The organism is Fictibacillus sp. B-59209 (genome assembly GCF_036216745.1).
GTDB classification, from domain to species: domain Bacteria; phylum Bacillota; class Bacilli; order Bacillales; family Fictibacillaceae; genus Fictibacillus_C; species Fictibacillus_C marinisediminis.
This window is the reverse complement of record NZ_JARMMC010000014.1, coordinates 108,968-132,644: the sequence shown is the minus strand read 5'-3', so window position 1 is coordinate 132,644 and position 23,677 is coordinate 108,968. Positions and strand designations below refer to the sequence as shown.

25 protein-coding genes are annotated in these 23,677 nt (G+C 42.3%); 5 read left to right on the top strand and 20 right to left on the bottom strand.

What is annotated here, in order from left to right; translation table 11 throughout:
* Window positions 1-7: 7 nt before the first annotated feature.
* The 7 genes from dnaK to gpr form a co-directional block, all read right to left on the bottom strand.
* Window positions 8-1,837, bottom strand: coding sequence for a molecular chaperone DnaK (dnaK, locus tag P4361_RS09700; RefSeq protein ID WP_256226080.1), 1,830 nt, complete (start codon window positions 1,835-1,837; stop codon window positions 8-10).
* A 44-nt stretch (window positions 1,838-1,881) separates the two neighbouring features.
* Window positions 1,882-2,463, bottom strand: a complete 582-nt coding sequence (grpE, locus tag P4361_RS09695) for a nucleotide exchange factor GrpE (RefSeq protein ID WP_062234851.1) — start codon at window positions 2,461-2,463, stop codon at window positions 1,882-1,884.
* A gap of 40 nt (window positions 2,464-2,503) precedes the next feature.
* Complete coding sequence (gene hrcA / locus P4361_RS09690; protein WP_091004589.1) at window positions 2,504-3,526, bottom strand: heat-inducible transcriptional repressor HrcA; 1,023 nt, start codon at window positions 3,524-3,526, stop codon at window positions 2,504-2,506.
* A gap of 89 nt (window positions 3,527-3,615) precedes the next feature.
* Window positions 3,616-4,755 carry a radical SAM family heme chaperone HemW gene (gene hemW / locus P4361_RS09685; protein ID WP_328089219.1) on the bottom strand — a complete coding sequence of 380 codons (1,140 nt, stop codon included), beginning with the start codon at window positions 4,753-4,755 and terminating at the stop codon, window positions 3,616-3,618.
* A gap of 87 nt (window positions 4,756-4,842) precedes the next feature.
* Window positions 4,843-6,666 carry a translation elongation factor 4 gene (lepA, locus tag P4361_RS09680; protein WP_062234847.1) on the bottom strand — a complete coding sequence of 608 codons (1,824 nt, stop codon included), beginning with the start codon at window positions 6,664-6,666 and terminating at the stop codon, window positions 4,843-4,845.
* Window positions 6,667-6,829: 163 nt separating this feature from the next.
* Window positions 6,830-7,168 (bottom strand): DUF3679 domain-containing protein, encoded by a 339-nt coding sequence (locus P4361_RS09675; RefSeq protein ID WP_305585006.1) that lies wholly within the window; start codon window positions 7,166-7,168, stop codon window positions 6,830-6,832.
* Window positions 7,169-7,243: 75 nt separating this feature from the next.
* A complete protein-coding gene (gene gpr, locus P4361_RS09670) occupies window positions 7,244-8,359 on the bottom strand; it encodes a GPR endopeptidase (RefSeq protein ID WP_328089218.1) in 1,116 nt (371 codons plus the stop codon).
* A 153-nt stretch (window positions 8,360-8,512) separates the two neighbouring features.
* Between gpr and rpsT the strand changes: the two genes are divergently transcribed.
* Window positions 8,513-8,779: a 30S ribosomal protein S20 gene (rpsT, locus tag P4361_RS09665; protein WP_053357818.1), complete on the top strand. Its 267-nt coding sequence runs from the start codon at window positions 8,513-8,515 to the stop codon at window positions 8,777-8,779.
* Window positions 8,780-9,152: 373 nt separating this feature from the next.
* On the opposite strand, the gene holA is transcribed toward rpsT, so the two are convergent.
* Window positions 9,153-10,172 (bottom strand): DNA polymerase III subunit delta, encoded by a 1,020-nt coding sequence (holA, locus tag P4361_RS09660; protein ID WP_053357817.1) that lies wholly within the window; start codon window positions 10,170-10,172, stop codon window positions 9,153-9,155.
* Window positions 10,173-10,503: 331 nt separating this feature from the next.
* Between holA and P4361_RS09655 the strand changes: the two genes are divergently transcribed.
* The gene (locus tag P4361_RS09655) at window positions 10,504-10,638 is read left to right on the top strand and encodes a YqzM family protein (protein WP_082316196.1); all 135 of its coding nucleotides are present in this window, start codon (window positions 10,504-10,506) and stop codon (window positions 10,636-10,638) included.
* A 32-nt stretch (window positions 10,639-10,670) separates the two neighbouring features.
* Here the strand turns inward: P4361_RS09655 and P4361_RS09650 are convergent, their stop codons facing one another.
* The 3 genes from P4361_RS09650 to P4361_RS09640 form a co-directional block, all read right to left on the bottom strand.
* Window positions 10,671-12,974: a DNA internalization-related competence protein ComEC/Rec2 gene (locus tag P4361_RS09650; RefSeq protein ID WP_328089214.1), complete on the bottom strand. Its 2,304-nt coding sequence runs from the start codon at window positions 12,972-12,974 to the stop codon at window positions 10,671-10,673.
* A gap of 3 nt (window positions 12,975-12,977) precedes the next feature.
* Complete coding sequence (locus tag P4361_RS09645; RefSeq protein WP_053357815.1) at window positions 12,978-13,559, bottom strand: ComE operon protein 2; 582 nt, start codon at window positions 13,557-13,559, stop codon at window positions 12,978-12,980.
* Window positions 13,560-13,624: 65 nt separating this feature from the next.
* Window positions 13,625-14,260 carry a helix-hairpin-helix domain-containing protein gene (locus P4361_RS09640; protein WP_328089213.1) on the bottom strand — a complete coding sequence of 212 codons (636 nt, stop codon included), beginning with the start codon at window positions 14,258-14,260 and terminating at the stop codon, window positions 13,625-13,627.
* Between the two features lie 96 nt (window positions 14,261-14,356).
* Between P4361_RS09640 and comER the strand changes: the two genes are divergently transcribed.
* Window positions 14,357-15,193, top strand: a complete 837-nt coding sequence (comER, locus tag P4361_RS09635) for a late competence protein ComER (protein WP_053357813.1) — start codon at window positions 14,357-14,359, stop codon at window positions 15,191-15,193.
* Window positions 15,194-15,262: 69 nt separating this feature from the next.
* On the opposite strand, the gene P4361_RS09630 is transcribed toward comER, so the two are convergent.
* The 8 genes from P4361_RS09630 to P4361_RS09595 are packed head-to-tail and all read right to left on the bottom strand — an operon-like array spanning window position 15,263 to window position 20,293.
* Window positions 15,263-16,003: a class I SAM-dependent methyltransferase gene (locus P4361_RS09630; RefSeq protein ID WP_328089211.1), complete on the bottom strand. Its 741-nt coding sequence runs from the start codon at window positions 16,001-16,003 to the stop codon at window positions 15,263-15,265.
* Window positions 16,004-16,016: 13 nt separating this feature from the next.
* Entirely contained in the window at window positions 16,017-16,370 is a 354-nt protein-coding gene (rsfS, locus tag P4361_RS09625; protein ID WP_062234829.1) for a ribosome silencing factor, read from the bottom strand.
* A 16-nt stretch (window positions 16,371-16,386) separates the two neighbouring features.
* Entirely contained in the window at window positions 16,387-16,959 is a 573-nt protein-coding gene (gene yqeK / locus P4361_RS09620) for a bis(5'-nucleosyl)-tetraphosphatase (symmetrical) YqeK (protein ID WP_328089209.1), read from the bottom strand.
* Window positions 16,937-17,527 carry a nicotinate-nucleotide adenylyltransferase gene (locus P4361_RS09615; protein WP_082316194.1) on the bottom strand — a complete coding sequence of 197 codons (591 nt, stop codon included), beginning with the start codon at window positions 17,525-17,527 and terminating at the stop codon, window positions 16,937-16,939. Before P4361_RS09615 ends, yqeK begins: the two co-directional genes overlap by 23 nt.
* 12 nt (window positions 17,528-17,539) lie before the next feature.
* On the bottom strand, window positions 17,540-17,830 hold the full coding sequence (yhbY, locus tag P4361_RS09610; protein WP_053357809.1) for a ribosome assembly RNA-binding protein YhbY: 291 nt from the start codon (window positions 17,828-17,830) through the stop codon (window positions 17,540-17,542).
* Window positions 17,817-18,659: a shikimate dehydrogenase gene (aroE, locus tag P4361_RS09605; RefSeq protein WP_328089208.1), complete on the bottom strand. Its 843-nt coding sequence runs from the start codon at window positions 18,657-18,659 to the stop codon at window positions 17,817-17,819. The genes yhbY and aroE overlap by 14 nt, the downstream gene beginning before the upstream one ends.
* A gap of 15 nt (window positions 18,660-18,674) precedes the next feature.
* Window positions 18,675-19,775 carry a ribosome biogenesis GTPase YqeH gene (yqeH, locus tag P4361_RS09600; protein WP_256226093.1) on the bottom strand — a complete coding sequence of 367 codons (1,101 nt, stop codon included), beginning with the start codon at window positions 19,773-19,775 and terminating at the stop codon, window positions 18,675-18,677.
* Window positions 19,776-19,777: 2 nt separating this feature from the next.
* Window positions 19,778-20,293, bottom strand: a complete 516-nt coding sequence (locus P4361_RS09595) for a YqeG family HAD IIIA-type phosphatase (RefSeq protein WP_062234812.1) — start codon at window positions 20,291-20,293, stop codon at window positions 19,778-19,780.
* A 424-nt stretch (window positions 20,294-20,717) separates the two neighbouring features.
* Here P4361_RS09595 and P4361_RS09590 point away from each other — a divergent pair, with 424 nt between their 5' ends.
* The gene (locus P4361_RS09590; RefSeq protein ID WP_053357805.1) at window positions 20,718-20,873 is read left to right on the top strand and encodes a sporulation histidine kinase inhibitor Sda; all 156 of its coding nucleotides are present in this window, start codon (window positions 20,718-20,720) and stop codon (window positions 20,871-20,873) included.
* 273 nt (window positions 20,874-21,146) lie between these two features.
* The gene (gene pssA, locus P4361_RS09585) at window positions 21,147-21,686 is read left to right on the top strand and encodes a CDP-diacylglycerol--serine O-phosphatidyltransferase (protein WP_062237009.1); all 540 of its coding nucleotides are present in this window, start codon (window positions 21,147-21,149) and stop codon (window positions 21,684-21,686) included.
* 44 nt (window positions 21,687-21,730) lie between these two features.
* Here the strand turns inward: pssA and P4361_RS09580 are convergent, their stop codons facing one another.
* Entirely contained in the window at window positions 21,731-23,509 is a 1,779-nt protein-coding gene (locus P4361_RS09580) for a M3 family oligoendopeptidase (RefSeq protein ID WP_256226094.1), read from the bottom strand.
* Window positions 23,510-23,677: the final 168 nt, after the last annotated feature.

Genomic DNA, 23,677 nt, shown 5'->3' with positions numbered 1-23,677 from the left:
TCAGTTATTATTTCTTTTCGTCGTCGTTCATTTCTTCGTATTCAGCATCGACTACGTTGTCATCGGTTTTTTTCTCGCCTTGTTCTTGGCCTTGAGCTTGCTGTGCTTGTGCAGCCTGCTCATAAAGCTTGACAGAAAGCTGCTGAACGATCTCGTTCAAAGCGTCTTTCGCTGTTTTAATTGCTTCGATATCTTGGCCTTCAAGCGCTTTTTTAAGCTCATCTTTCGCGTCATTTGCTTTTGTTACTTCAGCTTCTTCCACTTTTCCTTCAAGATCCTTCAATGTCTTGTCAGTAGCAAAGATCAGCTGATCAGCTTCGTTTCGAAGATCAATTTCTTCACGTTTCTTTTTATCTGCTTCAGCGTTTTCTTCCGCATCTTTTACCATTTTTTCGATTTCATCATCTGAAAGGCCAGAAGAAGATTTAATCGTAATGGATTGTTCTTTGTTCGTTCCAAGGTCTTTGGCACGAACATTTACGATTCCGTTTGAATCGATATCAAATGATACTTCGATTTGCGGAACTCCGCGCGGTGCTGGAGGAATATCCGTAAGCTGGAAGCGGCCCAATGTTTTATTGTGAGCAGCCATTTCACGCTCACCTTGCAGTACGTGAATGTCTACAGATGGCTGATTGTCTGCTGCTGTTGAGAACACTTGAGACTTCGTTGTAGGGATAGCCGTATTTCGGTCAATAAGCTTCGTAAATACGCCGCCAAGTGTTTCAATTCCTAGAGAAAGTGGAGTTACGTCAACAAGAACAACATCTTTAACGTCTCCTGTGATAACACCGCCTTGAATCGCTGCACCAAGTGCAACTACTTCATCAGGGTTAACCCCTTTAAACGGATCTTTACCAGTAAACTTCTTGATCGCTTCTTGTACAGCAGGAATACGTGTAGAACCACCAACTAAGATGACTTTGTCGATATCGTTTGGAGAGAATCCTGCATCATTAAGCGCCTGACGAGTTGGCCCCATCGTGCGTTCAACAAGGTCAGATGAAAGCTCTTCAAATTTCGCACGGCTCATGGAAACCTCTAAGTGTTTAGGTCCTGTAGCATCTGCTGTGATGAACGGAAGAGAAATTTGAGTTTGTGTAACCCCTGATAATTCCTTTTTCGCTTTTTCAGCAGAATCTTTTAAACGTTGAAGCGCCATTTTGTCTTGAGATAGATCGATGCCGTTCTCTTTTTTGAACTGATCAACAAGATAGTCGATAATGACTTGGTCAAAGTCGTCTCCGCCCAGTTCATTGTCACCAGATGTAGCAATTACATCGAAGTTTCCGTCGCCGATTTCAAGGATGGATACATCAAATGTACCGCCGCCAAGGTCAAATACTAGAATTTTTTGATCGTTGTCTTCTTCTAAACCATAAGCTAGTGCAGCTGCTGTAGGTTCGTTAATGATACGTTCAACTTGAAGGCCTGCAATCTGGCCGGCATCTTTTGTTGCCTGGCGTTGTGCATCGTTGAAGTATGCTGGAACCGTGATAACGGCGCGCTCTACTTTTTCTCCAAGGTAGCTCTCAGCATCATTTTTCAATTTTTGAAGAATGATTGCAGAGATTTCTTGAGGAGTATACTCTTTTCCTTCTGCATCCACTTTATGGTTTGTTCCCATATGGCGTTTGATGGAGATGATTGTATTTGGGTTCGTGACAGCCTGACGCTTTGCAACTTCCCCTACTGAACGTTCGCCATCTTTAAAGGCGACAACTGAAGGAGTTGTACGGTTTCCTTCAGGATTAGGGATAACTGTTGCTTCTCCGCCTTCCATAACGGCAACACAAGAGTTTGTTGTACCTAAGTCAATTCCAATAATTTTGCTCATGTTACATACCCTCCACTTTTATATGTAATATTAAGAACTTAATATTACTGATTTACTTTAACCATTGCTGGACGAATGACACGATCCTTAAGTCTGTAGCCCTTTTGCAGGGTTTCAACAACGACATTGGATCCGTATTTTTCATCCTGGACTTGCATAACTGCCTGATGCAGTTTTGGATCAAACGCTGAGCCTTCGGAGTCGATCACTTCCAAGCCTTCACTCTTCATGGCCTCAAGCAGCTGGCGGTATACCATCTCCACCCCTTGAAGGACAGAAGCAGCTTGAGCATCCTCAACCTTCACATCCAATGCTCTTTCGAAATTATCAAGAGCAGGCAGCAGCTGTGTCAAAAGGCTCTGTGATTTATATTTTAACTGAGCGGCGTTGTCTTCACGTGTACGCCGCTTAAAGTTTTCAAAGTCAGCCTGTACGCGGAGCAATCGGTTTTCAGTGTCAGCAAGATTGGTTTCAAGCTCTGAAATTCGTTGCTTCTCTTCAGTTGTCTCAGCCGTTTCCCCTTCATTTTCCAAAGGCTCAGAGCCGGCTGTTTGATCAGCTTCCACATACGTTTCAGCGTTTTCCGTTTGTTCAAATTCAGCAGTTTCCTTTTGTTTGTCTTCCATGTTGTCACCTCCCTAAAATAATCGGAGTTTATTGTTATTGTTAGAACCTAGCGTTAAATAAGTTCGTAAACTCTTTGCTGATCGTGTCAAGCAGACCGATTACGCGTTTATATTCCATTCGGGTAGGCCCGATCAAGGAAATCGTGCCGATATGCTTGCCGTGAAACGAATAGGAAGCTTTGATCAGGCTGCAGTTTCTGACAGCTTCTACCTGATTTTCCTGTCCGATCGTTACGGTTATGCCATCATTATTCGCTGTAAGCAGCTGTTCAATGACCGCCTTTTCCTCCAGGGCGTCCAAAAGAATACGAACTTTTTCTACATCCCTGAATTCAGGCTGATACAGCATTTTGGTTTTACCGCCAAAAAATATCTTATCTTTGTTGCTCCATTTAAAGATATCATCAATAAACAGGGAAGCCTGCCGATGATTCATCAGATGCTTTCTGAAAACAACGTTGAGTTCATCCTGGATTTTTTTGTGAAGTTCAGCGAGAGGCACCCCTGCCAGCTTCTCATTTAAGATATTGAGCAGCTTCTCAATCTCTTCGGGCGCAATTCCTTCGGGCAGGATCACATGCCTGTTTTCAACATGTCCCGTACTCGTCACAAATATAGCAACGGCCTGCTGGGATCCTAAAGGAATCAACTGAATGTGTTTTAATGTCGTTTCAATCGCTTCCGGTCCAAGGATGATTGATGTGTAGTTGGTAAGTTCAGAAAGAATTTTAGCAGATTGTTCAAAAATACGTTCGGTTTCTTCCAATTTCTCGTTGAATAGCGCCTGTATATTAAAAATATCCGCTGTCGAAAGAACCGTGGGGCTCAAAAGGTGATCGACGTAAAAGCGATACCCTTTCTCGGACGGAATCCTGCCTGATGAAGTGTGAGTCTTTTCAAGGAATCCCAAATCCTCCAAGTCCGCCAGCTCATTCCGGATGGTCGCCGGGCTGAAATGGACATCTTCTCTTTTGGAAATGGTCCTTGATCCTACAGGTTCAACATGCTGGATGTAATCATCAATCAGCACTTGAAGTATAAAAAGCTGTCTTTCAGATAACATCCTTTCACCTCCGAGGCTGTTAGCACTCCGAAAGAGCGAGTGCTAAATCTAATATTAAATTACCAAAAGCAACTGAAGATTGTCAACGATTAAACCACACCGATAAATTCCTGAAACACTTCATTCCCTAAAAACGTTCCATCCTTCGTCAGTGATACCCTGTCACCGGACTTTTTAAGCCACCCCTTTGCCAGCAGCTGTTCGATCTGCGGGCCAAATACTTCATACATGGACTTTCCGTATCTTTGTTTAAATCGGGTATCAGATACACCATCCATTTTTCTCAATCCCATAAAAAGTTCTTCCTCCATTTTAGCTGATGGAGCCAGCGTTTCAGAATGAACATAAGGAAAGCCTGTCTCATCGATCAACGACATATATTTCTTCAATGGCCCTGCATTGGCCATTCGTTTGCCATTTACATAGCTATGGGCACCGGCTCCTATGCCATAGTATTCGTTATTATCCCAGTATTGCAGATTATGCTTGCTTTCATAACCGGGTCTCGCAAAGTTTGAAATTTCATACTGGACATAACCGTGCTTCTCCATCTGTTCCATAAGGACTTCATACATTTGGGCTTCTTCCTCCTGCTCCGGCAGCAGCAAGTCCCCTTTTACCGCACGATTGTAAAACACCGTCTTTTTTTCAAGCTGAAGGGAGTAGGCCGAGAAATGGGGGACGTTTAATGAAAATGCAATTTCGAGCGTTTCTTTTAGCATATCAACGGTTTGATGGGGCAGTCCGAACATAATATCCAGAGAAATATTCTCGATGCCAACAGCTTTTGCTTCTGAGATTGTTCGAGTAACGTCCTCTTTCACATGTGTCCGTCCAAGTTCTTTTAAAAGCTGTTCCTGAAAGGCCTGCACACCAATGCTCAGCCTGTTCACTCCATAGGCCTCCATGATCTCCAGTTTCTTTCGATCGGTTTGTTCCGGATTAGCTTCTACGGTGAATTCATCGAGTTCGTCAAAAGAAAAGTGTCGGTTCACCATCTTAAGAAACGTTTCAAATTGTTCATAATCGAGTGCAGTGGGCGTACCTCCGCCGACAAAGATGGTTTTCATCCTGGAATATGGGGTCTGTCTAACTGTGTTGATCATTTCTTTTTCCATATACGTTAAATATTCGTTAACGGGCTGTCCTTTTAAGAACACCTTGTTAAAATCGCAATAATGGCAAATGTTCACACAGAACGGGATATGAAAATAAGCCGCTTCTGGCATATGATCCCTGCTTTCTTGTCTAAAATTTGTGAAAGACCGCAAAAATATGCGGTCTCGTCCTGTTGCTTATTTTATTTCGTTGTGGAATTAATCGTTGTCCATTCGCAGTACCGCCATGAAGGCTTCCTGCGGCACCTCGACTCGTCCAATGGTTTTCATGCGCTTCTTACCTTCTTTTTGCTTTTCAAGCAATTTTCTTTTACGGGAAATATCTCCGCCGTAACACTTGGCAAGAACGTTTTTACGAAGTGCTTTAATATTGGACCTTGCAATGATCTTTTGTCCGATTGAGGCTTGAATAGGTACCTCAAACTGCTGGCGAGGAATCAGTTCTTTAAGCTTTTCAACGACTACTTTTCCGCGTTCATAAGCAAAATCTTTATGAACGATGACAGAAAGAGCATCGATTTTTTCTCCGTTTAGCAATATATCCATCTTAACCAGCTTGGAAGGCTTGTAGCCGATCAACTCATAGTCAAGTGAAGCATAGCCTTTCGTGCTCGATTTCAGCTGGTCAAAGAAATCATAGACAATTTCAGAGAGAGGGATTTCGTAAAGCACGTTTACCCGGTTATTTTCCAGGTAATCCATCGTCTGGAAAATCCCGCGTTTTTTCTGGCAGATTTCCATGATGGTCCCTACATAATCATTCGGTGTCATAATCGTCGCTTTTACATAAGGTTCTTCTACCTTTTGCAGGAGCTGTGCTTCCGGCATGTTGGCCGGGTTATCAACGATCATCTCTTCACCGTCAGTTAACAAAACATTGTAAATTACACTTGGTGCTGTTGCAATGAGGTCAATGTTAAATTCACGTTCGATCCTCTCCTGAATAATCTCCATGTGAAGCAGCCCCAAGAATCCGCAGCGATAGCCGAACCCGAGTGCTTGAGAGGTCTCAGGTTCATATTGAAGTGCAGAATCATTTAAAACAAGCCGTTCCAATGCTTCGCGCAAATCATTATATTTTGCGTTATCAACTGGATATAATCCGCAATATACCATCGGGTTCATTTTTCGGTACCCAGGCAGCGGTTCGCTGGCTGGTTTGACAGCACTCGTAATGGTATCCCCGACTTGAGTATCGCCTACATTTTTAATGGCAGCAGTCAAGTAGCCTACGTCACCGACTGTTAAGAAATCCTTGTTGACAGCTTTTGGCGTGAACACACCGAGTTCCACCACCTCAAATTCTTTCTCTGTCGCCATCATTTTGATTTTATCGCCGATTTTAACCGTGCCTTCGGTTACACGGATATACGTTACTACTCCCCGGTATGGATCATAAAGCGAGTCGAAAATAAGAGCTTGAAGCGGGCCGTCCGGATCTCCAGATGGCGCTGGCACCTTTTCGACAATCTGTTCCAGTATTTCTTCAATCCCGATTCCAGCTTTCGCTGAAGCTAAAACAGCTTCGGATGCATCAAGCCCGATGATATCTTCAACCTCCTGCCTCACTCTCTCCGGTTCAGCACTCGGAAGGTCGATCTTATTAATGACAGGAAGGATTTCCAGATCATTCTCTAGTGCAAGATAAACATTAGCAAGGGTTTGGGCTTCGATTCCCTGGGCAGCGTCAACAATCAGAAGCGCCCCTTCACAGGCTGCAAGGCTTCTTGATACTTCATACGTGAAGTCAACATGTCCTGGAGTATCAATCAGGTGAAATGTATACACTTCTCCATCTTTAGCTTTGTAGTTTAACTGAACAGCATTCAGCTTTATGGTTATCCCCCGTTCACGTTCAAGGTCCATGGAGTCCAGAAGCTGTTCTTTCATTTCTCTTTGAGTCAAGGCGCTGGTTTTCTCAAGGATCCGGTCAGCGAGCGTTGATTTTCCATGGTCAATATGAGCAATGATGGAAAAATTGCGAATCCTTGATTGCCTGTCCAGTTTTTGTTCTCGATTCATTCATTTCACTCCTACATTTTGCGCAAAGTACACTATTTTAGATTATAGCAATACAAAGACCGTTGTTCAATGCTGAACCAAATGAAAAGTGGAGACGCCTTGAAATGTTCCACTGGATAACAAACATGAAAAAACAGTTATTTTTCTTAAATGAAAATAACTGTCAGCTTAATGATCCAAATATCTGTGAAAGTATTGCGGAGATAAGACCGATGACCGCTCGAAAAAGAGATGAAATGAGAACAGACACTTTCTCACCCAGCGAAGAAAAGAAGTTGAAGGCTTTAGACTCTTCTAATTGTTTCTGTTTCGCCGTTAAATCTTTAGCATCTATTGCAGCCCCCAGTACTTCAGCATCAGTATGTCCTTTGCTTTCCTTTATCGCTAAAGCTTTACCTGTGTCCGTATTGCCTTTTAAATGATTCATCCCTACTGAGGCCCTCTGCATTCCAAGCAGGACACCGAAAAACAAAACAGCCGTGATCAGAAAACACTTCAGCATAAATTTACCCACAGGACCCACCCCGTTTACCATTGGTTTCTTTACATCCTATGAAACAGCTTGTCCTTTTATGTGTCAGTGCGTATAGGAAGAACTGTTGGATTGGTCAACCTGTCTGTGAAGCGCTGTGTTCAATCCTACGGCAAGAACATTTGCCATGTCCTCTATAAATGTATCCACCTCTTTTGGCGTTACCATGAGATTATGTCCGATTGGAGAGAGGACCTCCCGAATCAGCATTCTTTTTTCATCTTCATCAAGGGTTCCTATCATTCCCAGGAAGGATTGCCGTTCCGCTTCTGGCGGAAGATCGTCCTCTTTCAGAATTTTCTTTTCCCCAAACGTCATCCATGTTGGTGCGAGAGACTTGGACGGCTTATCCTTTTCTTTGATCTCCCTGCCAAAATGTTTGAGGATATAATCAATGGCATCGCTCGTGATCGTAACGGCATCGACAACGGTAGGAATACCAATCGCGATAACCGGGATACCCAATGTGTCTTTGCTCAGCTCTTTTCTTTTGTTGCCGACACCAGACCCTGGATGGATTCCACTGTCAGAGATTTGAATAGTCGTGTTTACCCGCTCGAGAGATCTCGAAGCCAGAGCATCGATCGCGATCACAAAATCAGGGTTAACTTTTCGAATGACGCCTTCAATAATATCGCTCGTTTCGATCCCTGTTATCCCCATGACCCCAGGCGAGATGGCACAGACCGGCCGGAACCCTTCTTCCACATTTTCAGGCGACAGAGCAAATAAATGTTTTGTGATCAATAGATTTTCCACTACGTTGGGTCCTAGAGAATCAGGAGTAACATTCCAGTTTCCAAGACCGACAACCAGGCACGTGTCATTATCCTGAATTCCAAGTTCATTAATAAAGTTTTTAAAGTCACGGGCAAAGACCTCCTGCACCCGTTCCTGAAGCTCCGAATCCTTTTCCCTAATCCCCTGCATCTCGAATGTTAAATATGTACCCGGTTTTTTCCCGGTAGCCTGTGCCCCATTTTTATCTATCTCTACCCTCGTATATTTAATTCCATCATGATCCCGTTCTTTAATGATGATGCCTTTAACAGAGCTCTCCTTCTCCTTCATCTTCTCTTCATTTACCAGCATTTCATGTGCTTCGATCGCTAAGTCTGTCCGAATGGAATAGTTGTTCAGATCCAAATCTTTGTTGTTCATTTTGGCACCGTCCTGTGATAGAGATATATTGTCTCTATTTTTGCCATTAAAAAGCCATTTCATTCTTGTATTGCAATTGAAGAATTAAACTGATAAAATACTCTGTGTCCTATTTTTTTGCAATCCAGTTGCAATGTTAGGGAGGTGAATGGATTGGCTAATATTAAATCTGCTATTAAACGTGTAAAAACAAATGATAAGAACCGTGCTCATAATGCTTCTTTAAAGTCTGCTATGCGTACAGCTGTGAAAAACTTTGAAACTAAGGTCGCTAACAAAGATGCTGAAGGTGCTAAAGAGGCTTTCACAGTTGCTACTAAAAAAGTTGATAAAGCGGCAACTAAAGGACTTATCCATAAAAATGCAGCTTCCCGTCAGAAGTCTCGTCTTGCTAAAGCGTTAAACGGAATCAACGCATAATCACGGGAAATGACACGAAACGGCCTTACAGGTCGTTTTTTTCATGTCTTTTTTTGAAAGCTACTGTTAACAGTCGCTTTTCAAAAAAATGACATCCATATTAATAATAATAATAAAAGATACACCATGTTGTCCGTGATGTTCTGGTTTAAAACGAATGCGTTGAACCCTGTCGTAAGTTGTCGCGTATAAACGACTTGAAAATAAAAGCGTAAATTTTAAACATAAATCGGTATTTTTCATTTCCCTTAAAAAAATGACCCTATAATTGCCAAATGGATGGTTTTTGGCAACCTAAAACAATATCAACAGTATGATTTAAAACAGCATGAACAAAAAATGTCCAGCCGATATCCAATCGGCTGGACGTTTTTTAATTTGCCATCTTCAGCATAATCAGTTCCAAAATAAGCTGTTTATCCATTTTCCCTGTTTTCATCTCATAATCCGCCTCAGCTATGCGATCCAGCATGCTGAGAAGCTCTTCTTCCTCAAAAAGCCTCGCTTGTCTGGAAGCCAGCTTTACTGCATAGGGATGCAGCTTTAAAGCTCCTGCAATCTGTTTTTCTCCATAGCCTTTTGAAAAAAGTTCTTTCACCCCATATATAATACGAAACTGTCTTGCCATTAGGGAGAGAATTTTAATCGGTTCCTCATTCTGCTTGGCTAGGTCATAAAAAGTTCTTAGTGCAGCGTCAATTTTTTTATGAACAATATCATCAATGAGCGAAAAAATATTATCTTCCAGTGTTCTCGGTACAAGTTCATCAATGACGGGTATCGTGATATTTCCGCCATCCCCAACGAATAATGCCAGTTTGTCCATTTCCTGAATGAGTGCCATCAATTCATTTCCTACCTTGGCCGTCAAATATTGCGCTGCATCTGTATCGATGTGCACTTGCCGCTGAATCGCCCGGTCCTTAATCCATTCCACTGCCGAATCACCGCTTAAAGGGGTAGCTGCGATCAGTTCTCCTGACTTTTTCAGCGTTTTAACTATTTTCTTTCGTTCATCTAATTTCTCAGCTGGGACCACGAAAACGAGAAGCGTAAACTCAGCTGGATTCTGAATATATCTTTCAACGGTTGCAAGATCATGCTCAACTTTGCTCTTGTCCTTTACCCCCGTTAGAAAATAAGCATTTTTCACGACGACAACACGCCTGTCCCCCATAAACGGGAGCGTTTCCGCATCTTCCATAATCGCTTGTATAGGAGTTTCCATATAATCATATACAGAGAAGTTAAAATCCTTATCCTCTTCATTCAGCGAATGCTTCACAATGGCGGATATGGCTTGCTCAATAATATAAGATTCAGTTCCGTACAGAACATAATACGGAGAAAATTCCTTCTGTTTCAACTTTTTTTGTAATGGGACGATCGACAAAACCACTCACCTCAAACTTTCTCTGTTCCTATCGTATGCCGTATAGCTGTTTTTTTCAATAGGAATCAAACCAAAAAGAAGAAGCAGCTTTTGCTGCTTCTTCATTTATATTAAACGCTGATCACCAAGACCCCGGGACTCCCAGTGAACAGCGAGTAAACCGCTCTATTCCTTGTAATGTTATGATATCCTATGCCAATCTGCAGTATTGGTGACAACAGTTAGCAAAAAAGGAAAAGAATATGCATTTTATAGACAACGCTTCCAATCAAATATGGATTTTTTTATCTGAATGACTTATACTTATTATCGAAACGGGAGGGTTGCGGAAATGAATCATTTCGAAAAAGACGTCCAAAGCAAACGCAATGATTTAATCGATTCAGGCATGGGCTTCGTTTGGTCCTTTGGTTTTTTCACGTTAATCTTTGCAATTGGAGTTATTATCAAACTTATCGCTACATAATCAATAAAAAGAAGCCTGAAAAAGGCTTCTTTTTATTTGGATCCGGTTACACTGTGATGTATCTTTAACTTGTGACCCAGCATTTGGATCTCGATATCCCCAAGCTGATCGGTACGCAAAATGACAGCAGCATTTTTTTTGAAACGTGACACAACATCCGGATGTGGATGTCCGTACCGATTGTTTTTCCCGGCTGATATGAAGGCATAAATGGGATCAACAGCGTCGATAAAAGCCTGTGAGGACGATGTTTTACTCCCATGATGGCCAGCCTTTAAAAAATCTGCCTTTAAAGGGATATTTCCACTTAAAATACGCTTTTCCCCTTCTTCTTCTAAATCCCCAGTGAATAGAAAGGAAAAACGCTTCATCTTTGCTAATAGGACGATGGATTGGGCATTGCTCTCTGTCTCATCACCATAAGGAGAAAGTACATAAAAAAGATGATCCCCAACCGACCACCTTTGCCCGCGCTGAGTAACACGAATAGGAATATCCAGACTGGCCGCATGATTCAGCACACTGGTTTCCAGCACTCCGTCAATTGTGCCTTTTGGATACAACAGTTCACCTATCCTGACTCCAGACAGAACCGTTTCCGCCCCGCCGATGTGATCCATGTCTCCATGCGTCAATATCAATTTATCGATCTTCCGGATTCCCCGCGCTTTTAACCCGGGCAGAACGACCTCTTTCGTAAAATTATAATCCACCTTTCTTTTTCTCCATTCTTCCTTTTCAAAATTCAGTGTTCCTCCCGTATCTATTAAGTAAACCCCTTGCCTGAATGGAAGTTCAATCAAGGTACTGTCTCCCTGCCCAACATTTAAATAGGTAATTGTGCTGCTTGGATCAAGGGAATGAACATTCCAATGAAAAACACCGGCCAAAACAAGAAAGGAAGCAGGATAAAGCAGACGCTTATGACATCCATACCTTTCCCATTGTACGAACAAATTGAAGATCCCAAAATAATAGATCGGGATAAGATAGGCAGGAGGCTGTCCAAACACAAAATCAAGATTGTTCTTCTGCGCGTGAAGAAGGATTGAATTTGTGAATTTCATGAGGATGACAGGAAGATAAAGGATTATTTTAGCTGCATTGAGCGATAGGAACAAAATCGGAAGTGAAAGACAGGCAAGGGGCAGAACCACAAAAGACAGTAAAGGAATAAACAGAAGGTTCAGAGGCACTGACCATAATGACGTTTCATAAAAATGATAGATAATGATGGGGAAAGAAACAATTTGGCATATGAGGGTAGTTACCAAAGCTTGAGCTAAGTAGGAGGTATATCGGCTGAAGATCAGACGCGATGATATCAGTAAAGCAAACACATTCATAAAAGATAGCTGAAAACCAAGTTGAAAAACGTAATAAGGGTTCATCAGAAGCATAAGAAGGCACACACCACTCACAGGTGACAACGGATGAATCCTCCTTCTATATCGCCGGAACATCAGCAGCGCCATACCCATAATACCTGCACGGACGATGGAAGCTTCACTGCCGGTCATCACAACATAAAGAGGCAGGACCGAAGCGATACCTAGAGCTGCTCTTTCCCTGGTGATGCCCATTCGAAGACTGCCCGCAAAGAGCATGCCCATGATGATCGCCACATTAAACCCTGATACCGCAAGCAAATGTGACAAACCCATTCGCTGGTAGGCCTCATCAATATCGACCGGTATTTTTTCACGATAGCCAAATACCAGAGCATTGATTATCCCGGAGACATCCTCTTCAACCACTTTTTCTATCAGACGGATGCCCTTTTCACGAAAAGCAGCTGCATGCCCCAAAAGATCAGGCGGTTTATCCCGGCAAGCAGAGACTGAAAGATGGGCCGCCTTAATGCTCCAGTGGATTCTCTGGCGTTTTAAGTACAAGGCGTAATCCATTCCTGCGAAATTCCCCCGCCCCTCAGGGACGATCAGTTCACCATCAAACGTACAGACCATCCCCTGATGAAGATTCTGTTTAAGCCGTTTCTGCATCCCATGAGATGGTATGATATGGTGAACAACAAATTTCTCATGTTTTGTTTGAAGTTTGAAGGATAGTAAATCTCCGTCAATCTCCGGAATGGTCATGACGGTCCCGGTAAAGGTTCGTTCATCTCCAGAAAACTTCGTCACATTTTGCTTATCGGTAAACTGGTAATAGGCGTAAAAGAATACAAATACGGCTAAGCAAAAGCTGATGGTCAACGTATTCGCACCTTTTTTGCCATAAAAAAGAGCGATGCCAGCGATCGCCCAGATGTAATGGTAAGATGATAAAAAAACGCCTGCTGCCGCACTTATCGCGTAGAAGTATCCAGCTCTCATGTTTTATTCCAAGTGCAAAGAACGGGGATACAGATGCTGCACTTTGCTTTTCAAAGCCTCAAGTTTTTCTTGATCTCCCGCTCCACCTTCCTCTACAGCTCGCAACAGTTCAAAGGTTAATTCCATCTGTTCTATGTAATGAGGGTTGATATTATGGTCATTAAAAGGGACTTGCTTCACAACCAGTCCTGCTTCTTTAAATTGTTCAATTGCGTACGGGTGATTCTTATAATCTTTGGCATAGTAAAGTGTCTTTATTCCGCTCTGAATAATCGTACGGCAGCAATGCAGACAAGGAAAATGGGTGACATACATTTCTGCCCCCTCCACTGGTACACCAAATTTTGCACATTGCAAAATGGCATTCATCTCGGCATGGATCGTCCTCACACAATGGCCGTCTATCACATAACAACCTTCATCTATGCAATGCACGCCCCCGGATATGGAACCATTGTAGCCACCCGCAATGATCCTTTTATCCCTTACGATTGTTGCTCCCACCGCAAGTCTTGTACATGTGCTTCTGTAGGCAAGCAGATGGCTCTGTGCCATAAAATATTCATCCCAGGAAATACGGTCCATCTTTTCTCCTCCAATCTTATTTATTTTTAGTGTAGGCATTTACGCTGCTTTGAGTCAATGATAACTTAGTCAACCTCAATCTGTTCCTTCATGTTTTCCAGAGACTTTTCTCCAATTCCTGGTACATTCAGCAAATCCTCAATTGTTTTAAACGGTCCGTTCTCTTCACGATAGGCCATGATCGCTTTGGCTTTAGAAGGACCTATGCCATTCAGCGTTTCCAGCTCCTGCTCTGCTGCAGAATTAATATTAACCTTTGTTGTGCCACCACCATCCTGTCCTCCTGCATCAGGTCCAACCGGCAACCGTTCTTCGCCTTTAGCTGGGATGTAAAGAAGCATTTCATCCTTCACCCGTGCTGAAAGGTTAACTCCTTTTTCCTCCGCTTTTTTCGAAAAACCTCCTGCTCGATTAACTGCATCAATCACTCGGTCCCCTTGCTTCATCTCGTACACTCCCGGTTTCCTGACTTCACCTTTTATATCGATCTCAATTCTCTGAGAATCTGCGTCCTTTGCAATAGGGGTTATTTTACTCGCTGCCCCTTTATTCTCCATCAATTCGACCGGAATGCCTTGCGCAGGCTCTACTTCATCCGGCATTTTTCCTGCAAAATAGAAAAATGCGGCTAACAAGCATGCCGCAGCAGGAAGAATGTACCTGAGTTTGCGAACGGCTCCATCATATTTTCTGATCATCATTCGTCTCCTTTCAATACGTTTATTTCAATTTTCATATTCTGGGCAAATCAAGCATATACATCAAGGTAGGAAAGATAAGGGAGAGGAGGAGTTAAAGTGAAACTAGGTTTTATTGGAACCGGGAACATGGGGAGCATTTTAGTGTCATCTTTTATAGAATCATCGGCTGTACAGCCTTCACGTATAATGGTCACAAACCGGACGCTTTCTAAAGCAGAACGTCTGCAGTCTGCCCACCCCAAACTCCGAGTGGGAGCAACAGCTGAAGAGGTGATCCGTTTTGCCGATATCCTTTTCATCTGTGTAAAGCCGCATCAATTCTATGATGTTCTTTCTGAAAATAAAAAGTTTATATCCAAACATAAACTCGTGGTCTCGATCACGAGCCCCATTTCCTGTGAACAAATTGAAAACTTGCTTGATTGCAGTGTCGCCCGCGCCATTCCAAGCATCACAAACCGGGCCCTTTCAGGAACCTCATTGATCACATTTGGTTCGAAATGCCACACGGAATACAAAGAGAAACTCTTATCATTGATGTCGTTTATCTCTAAACCGGTGATCATCGATGAAAATGTGACACGCATCTCATCCGATATCGCAAGCTGCGGCCCGGCATTCATTGGGTATCTCGTACAATGTTTTGTTGACAGTTCCATTAAAAAAACAGATTTGACAAAAAACCAGGCGACATTGCTTGCCAGTGAAATGATTATTGGAATGGGAAAGTTGCTGGAGAACGAAGTGTTTTCTTTGCCTTCACTTATTGAGAAAGTTTGCGTGAAGGGCGGAATTACTGGTGAAGGAATAAGAATATTGAACGAGGGAGCAGGTGATGTTTTCGATAAAGTCATAGACCGTACGCATGCAAAATACCACGATGAGTGTGAAAAAATCAGTGAACAGTTCGAGGTAAAAGAGGAATTAAAGTAATCATTCGGCAGCATTTGAAATATTCCTTCAAGAATAAAATAAAAAATAAGCCAATCCATGGCTTATTTTTTATTTTTTACAGATGAAGAATATCCGTTCGGCTTCAGGCTGAATATCATCCTGAGAGAAATCTCCTGTTACTGCCAGAACTCGAAATCCGGTGCTTTGAAGCATCCTTTTATAAACCTCAATTGACAAGGTTCTTTGAATATGTACTTCATCAAATCGTATATAACGGTTTTCGTCCTCTTGAACAAAGAAACTAAGCTCATGTTCAACACTGTCTGGTTCTTCCCCTTCATAGCACTGCCAAATATACGAAAGCTGCTCTTCGTTGGATCCAAACGTGCTGCCCATAAATATGTTATGAATTTTATAAAGACTGTGTACATCGAATAAAAAGAGGCCGTCTTCTTTTAAATGCTGATAAACGGATTGAAACGCAGCCAAGACCTTTTCTTCAGAAAGAATATAATTAAGTGAATCACAAAAAATGACGGCAGCATCAAATTCCTGAAGCCCTTCCAGTTCCGTCATATCCTGCTGAATGTATTGTACGGGCACCTTCTGCTGCAAGGATTTTTCATTTGCCATCACCAGCATGTCCTCAGAAAGGTCAACGCCAGTTACGTCATAACCCTGTTTTGATAAGCGGATGGACACAGACCCTGTACCGCAGCCAAGATCCAGGACACTGCTGACGTTTCCCCCATATGACTGAACGGCCTGTTTAAAAAAAGCAACCCATTGATCATACGGTGCATCTTCCATTAGCTGATCATAGTAATACGCAAATTGTTGATAGCTCATCGCTGCTCCTCAATTAGGAAAGGATCTTATTCAGATCAACGGTAGGGGCGTCTCCCCAAAGTTTCTCCAGGTTATAATAAGATCTCTCATCACGATGGAATACATGGACAACCATATCTCCCATATCAACAAGGACCCATCTCGCCTGGTCATAGCCTTCCATGCGCTTGATGATGATCTCTTTTTCAGCTGCTACATCTTTAATTTCCTTAGCAATGGCCTGCACCTGCTTTTCGGAGTTCCCATGACAGATTAAGAAATAATCAGCAACAAGGGAAATGCCTTTCATATCGAGCATCATAATATCTTCCGCCCGTTTGTCATCCACCGCTTTTACGACTAACTCAATTAGTTCCTGTTCTTTCAAAATTATATTCCTCCATTCACTTTTTGTTTTTCACTTCAGCCAACAAGCTGTTGTACGTATAAATTGTTTCCGGGTATATCAGTTGGTTTTGTTTCATTAAGAATCCTACAGTATTTTTTAATGCCTGAATACAAGCGAGGTTCAGGTTTTCCTTAGCCTGTTGACGGACTTCATCAACGCCCGGAAAATTCCTGCCCGGTTCGATATAATCCGCAAGAAAAATAATTTTCTCAAGCGTACCCATCGCTGCTCTGCCCGTCGTGTGATAGGCGATAGCCTCGAGTACCTCAAGGTCTTCGATTCCTGCTTCTTCTTTCACCAGATAAGCACCGACCGGGGCATGCAAAAGTTCTGTACCATAATGAAGGAGGCTCTCTGGCATGCCCTGCTGCATGACTATCTCCCGCATCTCATTCTTTGAACGGAATTTGGCATAATCATGAAATATGGCTGCAAGTTCGGCTTTTTCCTTGCATGCTCCATATCGGTCTGCAAGCTCGATAGCCGTTTCCATTACACCAAGTGTATGAATGTACCGATGTTCCGTTAATTGAGCCTTAACAATTTCAAGGGCTTTTTCTCGATCCATAAAGTCCCTTCACCTCTATAATTTTTCTTACATCATCCGGAATTAAATATTTTGTGTTCTCTCCAGCTGCTATTCTCTTTCTGATCAGGGTCGAAGAAACATCAAAAACCGGTACTTCCAGCAACTGGACTCCATAAGGATTTTGGTTTTCATCAAGGGGATGGCCACTGCGGTTAATACCGATAAAGGTTACAAGCCGGCTAAGCTCCTCGATCCCATGCCAAGTGGATAACGAATCAGCCATGTCACCGCCAATAATGAAAAAATAATGATGGTTCGGTTCCCTCTTTTTCAGTTCCCTGATGGTATCTATAGTATATGAAGGGCCTTCCCTTTCAAACTCTATAAGAGAGAGGGAAAATTTAGAATTTCCCTGGATGGCAGCTTTCACTAAGTCGATCCGGTCCTCTGCTGAAACACCTGATACCAAATCCTTATGAGGCGGATGGCTTGCCGGTAGCCATTCAACCCTATCAAGTGAAAATGCGGCTAATGCCTCCTGGGCAATGAGAAGATGCCCGTTATGCGGAGGGTGGAAAGAGCCGCCGAAAATACCGATTCTCGCCATGTAATCAATCCTTTACGGAAGTACAATCTCTTTATTTTCTTTAGATTCTTTATAGAGAATAATGACATTTCCAATCACTTGCACGAGGTTGGCCTTTGCGCCTTTAACCAATGCCTGAGCGACGTCTTCCTTGCTTTCCTCGCAATTTTGCAGGATGCTGATCTTGATTAACTCACGCGCCTCAAGTGCATCTTCAATTTGCTTGACCATATTACTGTTGACTCCGCCTTTTCCTACTTGAAAAATAGGCTGAATCGGATTTGCTTTTGAACGTAAAAAACGTTTTTGTTTACCTGTTAACATAATTTCCTCCCAATTTCTCGATCACGATCGTTTCCATCAGTTCGATGTCTGGCTGCATACCTGTCCACTTCTCAAAAGAAAGAGCACCTTGAAGAACCAGCATGGACACTCCGTTGTCAATAATTGCTCCCCGCTTCTCACCTTCCTGCAAAAAAGCAGTTTTATACGGGTTGTATATGATATCGGAGAGCACTGTACCCGGTGCAAGATGAAGGAGATCGATAGGAGTGCTCCCATCATTTTTCATTCCGATAGACGTCGTGTTAATTACGATTTGAAAATCTGAAAGAACGGCAGCTGCTTCTTGTAAGCTCATCACCTTGTCATGCTCTCTCAAACACTCTTTTTGAATATCTCTTGCTTTTTCCATCGTCCGGTTAGCAATGACGATGGATTTAGGAGCCGTTTGCGCCAGAGCATAACCAATGGCTCTAGATGCCCCGCCTGCTCCAATAATAAGAACCTTCGCTTGCTCAATAGGAAAATGGACATGCCGCATTAATCCTTTTACAAAACCGGCCCCGTCCGTATTGTATCCAATCAGCTTTCCGTTCTCATTCACCACCGTATTTACGGCTCCGATCTTTTTAGCCTCGTCCGAAATTTCGTCCAGATAAGGCATAATGGTTTGTTTATGCGGAATCGTCACATTCCAGCCTGCAAAACCCTCTGTTCTCATATTGTAAACTGCCTCTTCCAAACGATCAGGATGAACTTCATATTTGTCATAATAAAAAGGAAGCCCTGATTTTTGGAAAGCTGCGTTATGCATCTCCGGTGACATGGAATGGCTGACAGGATATCCAATTAGACCGACTAATTTTTTCATTTTGATCACTCCCGGCTATATGAGTGAAGGCCTCAATGTTACCGCAACGCCTTCAGGTGCATAAGCTGCGATTTGAGCGCCCGGTTCTTTAACCGACACCCATCCAAGTCCAGAAAAGACAACATCAGTATCTTTATCTTTGATTTTAAATTCATGTCTCCTGAGCGGCGGCAGATTCTCCGCTTCTGAAGGAGGCGATAAAAGATCACCCAGGTGGTTCTTGTATAGTTCATCCGCCTTTTCAAGCTTGGTTCTATGAATGGTTAACTCATTGGAAACGTGGCAGACAAATGATCTTCGTCCCCCACTGATGTAATCAAACCTGGCAAGTCCGCCTAAAAATAGAGTCTGGCCTTCATTTACCTGATAAACCATCGGCTTGATCTCTTTTTTGGGCATGATGATTTTCAATTCATTCTTCCCGACAAAGTGAGCCATCTGATGATGGTTGATGATTCCCGGGGTATCATACAGTGCTGTTTCAGCATCAAGTGGTATATCGATCAAATTCAATGTTGTACCAGGAAAGTGAGAGGTTGTGATAATATCATCCTTCTCTGTTCCAAGCTGTTTGATCAGACCATTAATGAAAGTGGACTTTCCTACATTGGTACAGCCGACAACGTAGACATCCTTGCCATCTCTCAGTTCATCAATCCGTTCAGCTACGTTCAACAGGCCGGTGCCTTTCGCTGCAGAAACAAGGTGTACTTCTTCTGCCTTTACACCAAGTTCCTTTGCCATAGTTGACATCCATTGAGTCATCCTGTTTTTATTGACCGATTTTGGAAGCAAATCCACCTTGTTTCCTACAAGTATAAGCTTATTGCGTCCAATGTAGCGGTGTATACCAGGAAGCCACGAGCCGTTGAAATCAAAGATATCTACAATTTTGACGACAAGGGCATCTGTTTCTCCAATGCCTGACAAAATTTTCCGGTAATCGTCATCGGTAAGACTGACATCTTGAATCTCGTTATAATGCTTAAGACGGAAACAACGCTGGCAGATCACAGCATCCCTTTTTAAACTGGACGGCGGTGCATATCCTAGCTCGTCCTTATTTTCGGTCTGAATGGGTGCTCCGCATCCAATACACTTAATTTGTTCCTTCAATCTTATTCCTCCCAGTTAAGCATGCCTTTCCTTTTCATCCATGATAAAATCATTCTTTCAATTTTCCTGTTTACTCTTGTCCATAGACCATCGGTGCTTGCCACAGGTACAACCATGATCGTATGGAGATCCAGCCGATTCCCGCCAAGGACATCCGTCAGGAGCTGATCGCCGATAACTACAATTTCTTCTCGTTGAAGTTTCATATCGCGAATAGCCCGCTTGAATGCACGGGACATTGGTTTTCTGGCACTATAAATAAACGGGATTTTTACAGGATCGGAGAAGCTGCTCACACGCTGCTGCGTGTTATTTGAAACAATGGTAATTAAAATTCCCTTCTCTTTAAAAGAGCTAAACCATTTTAAAAGTTCAGGAGTAGCTTCCGGCCGATCCCATTCAACCAGGGTATTATCCAGGTCTGTAATGATCCCTTTTACATTTCGTTTCACTAGCATTTCAGGGGTTATATCAAAAATGCTCTGGACATGTTCATCCGGCAAAAAATTTTTTAACATGCTGGACACCTCTATACTATTCATTCAGATTACACTTTTACATTGTACCAGTTATTCGACGGGTAACAACTTTTTTATTGTTTTCAGTTACATTTGCCTGGAAAGGATGCATCCTTTTAAAGAAAAGTTTTCGACAAAATGTTCGCATTCCGACAATGTGGATAACTTTATTAACATTGTTCCTCTATGCAATGAGCAGAATTTTCTGTCTTATCTACAGTCTACCCACAAGTTATCCACCAAACGTTGTGGATAATCGAACGATTGTTCTGTTTAATGTTTCATGTTAAGCTGATTTTAGAAAACTACCAGAACATATAGTTTATGCGGATCTATGAGAAATCATGACACATACAGCGATGAAAATGCATCAATATGCATTAAAAACAGGAGGTGAACATGCCACCCGATTGGCATCTCACTTATGGAAAACTTATCGGACGAACTGTTGATCGAATCTTATTTTAAAGCGAAAGAACTTCAATTAAGTACAGACTTTATTTCATTGATTCAAAAAGAGATCGAACGCAGATCACTTCAGACCCGTCTCAGCACTCACTTTTGGAAAGCCCATCACTAAAAAATGGGCTTTTTTTTATGTTTTAATAGTAGGCATGCTTTCTTGAAATGATACAGTGTTCTATTCCAAAGTCTTACCTTTTTTTATTTTTCTATTAAATAGGAAGAAACAGAAACAGGGACTTATTTCCAATTATCCCCTTTCCAATTTTATAAAATTAACATATAATGATAAGAATCAAATATATTTCATTAACAGTGAATAATATTAATACACAAGTACTCTTTCCATTCAGATGAAGAAAGGTACAGGGAGCGATGTGATGTTATGTCCATGATTGCAAGAGAGCGGGTTGACTCTACAGTTAAGAAAATGAAAGGCCAAACGGCCAACGTTCTTACGCTGATCAACCTTTCACTAGGTGCTCTCGCTTTGATGTTTATTTTTAAAGATGATTTAAAAGTTGGCTTTATTCTAATTTTTCTAGCAGGCCTTTTTGACAGATTTGATGGTATGGTTGCACGGAAATTAAACATAGAATCAGAATTTGGTAAGCAGCTGGATTCACTTTGTGACTTAATTTCCTTCGGGATTGCACCTGCATTCTTGCTGTATCAGGGCTCTCTTTTCAATTTTGGGGTTCCCGGCATTATTTTTACCATTCTATTTATCGTGTGTGGAGCGATCCGTCTGGCACGATTCAATATTACCGAATTCAACGGTTCCTTCGTTGGTGTTCCAATCACAGTGGCAGGATGTATCATCGCCATGTGCTATCTTCTTATCCCTTTTGTTCCAGGATATGTTTTTATGTTTTTCATCATCGCTTTTGCTTTTCTAATGATCAGTTCGATCTCCATCCAGAAACGGTAATTAAAAACCATGGCCGACTTGGGCCATGGTTTTGTTGTGGCTTATTATTTTGTCAGGTCAAGAAATTCCTTCACATCTTCCATTGCAACCTCTATGCCCTTTTTCCAGAACGCCGGTTTGGTTACATCTTCATTCAAGTGTTTCATCGCCAATTCTTCGACCGTCATGCTTGCCGTGTCTCTGAGAAGAGCGATGTACTTCTCTTCGAAACTGCTGCCTTCTATTTTGGCAATAGCATAAATGCAGGCACTGAACAAATACCCAAACGTATATGGGAAATTGTAAAATGGAACGTCGGTAATATAGAAATGAAGCTTTGAAGCCCAGAAATATGGATGATAGCTTTCAAGAGAGCCGCAGAAGGCTTCTTTTTGTGCTTCAGCCATCAGTTCATTCAAACGCTCAACAGGTACAAGCCCTTTTTTGCGCTCTTCATAAAATCTTGTCTCAAACAAGAACCGGGCATGAATGTTCATAAAAAAGGCTACAGAGCGCTGTGCTTTATCTTCTAGCAGGGCAATCTTTTCTTCTTTTGTTTTCGCATTCTTTACTGCAGCATCTGATACGACCATTTCAGCGAAAGTAGACGCAGTTTCTGCTACATTCATCGCATAGTCAGTAGCCAGATAAGGCATATCTTCCATTACATATGAGTGGAAGGCATGGCCAAGTTCATGTGCTAGAGTAGAGACATTGCTTGGTGTGCCCGAAAACGTCATGAAAATTCGTGTTTCGTTCTTTACTGGGAAACCAGTACAGAACCCACCAGGCCGTTTACCTGTACGGTCCTCAGCTTCAATCCATTGCTTTTCAAACGCTTGTTTTGAGAACTCTGCCATCTTAGGGCTGAAGGACTGAAACTGCTCGACAATAAAGTTGGCCGCTTCATCATAGCTCATTTTGCTGTCGGCACTTGATAACGGTGCATCAACATCGTGCCAGCTTAATTTATCCAAGCCAAGGAGAGAAGCTTTTCTGTCCAGGTAGGACACGAAAAGACCTTTATTCTCTTCGATTGCCTGCCACATGGCGTTCAGCGTATCAGCGGACATGCGGTTGATATCAAGCGGTTCTTTCAGCACTTCATCCCACTTGCGATGCTTATATAGGCTGTTTCGGAATCCTGCAATATGATTTAAAGCTTCTGCACAATAATCACCCTGTTGATCCCATGCTTCCGTATATTTAGCGAAAACCGTTTCTCTTTCCTGCCTGTCCGCACTAGTCATCCGGTTTTCTGCCTGGCCGACAGAAAGCGTTTCCTTCTTGCCGTTCAGTTCTACCTCGATGCCGATTTTCCCTACGACTGTGTCATAGAGGGTAGACCAGCTATGATATCCATCCACGGCCAGGTCATTCATCAAAGCTTCTTGTTCATAAGACAATTTTTGAGACGCTAGATTACGTCTCTCATTTAAAGAAAATGCAATGCTGGACAAATATTCGCTTTGAAGGGCTTCGTTCCACTCTTCATCCGGAATTTCAGCCATCTTATTATCAAGAAGCACCAGAATGGTAGTGTAGGCCGCATTCATAGACTCGAGCTTTCCGCGAAGATTTAAAGCCTGTTTGTCATTAACATCTTGAGCAGCAAGACACCCAACATAGGATATACATTCATTCAATAAGGCAGCTGTTTCTTGAACATCCTTCACGATCACCTGAAATGATTCCTTTGAAAATTGAAAGTCTTCTACCTTTTTGTTTAGAGCCGCAAGCTGTGCTTCAATGCTGGAGATGGCAGATAAAAGCTCTTCCGATCGGCTTCCTCCGCTGAATATAGAATCCAAATCCCAGCTCTCGCGCAATCCCTGTAATAACATGGTAATCCCCCTTGTAAATAAAGTATTCGATCTTTTTCCATTATAATGAAATTCCCAATAAAAATCGACTATTTAGTTTATTTAAAATAAAAAAACTCTTCTCCCGTACAGGAAAAGAGCAAAAAACCTATTCTGCGATGCAAAGATACATGAAATAGACTAATGTCA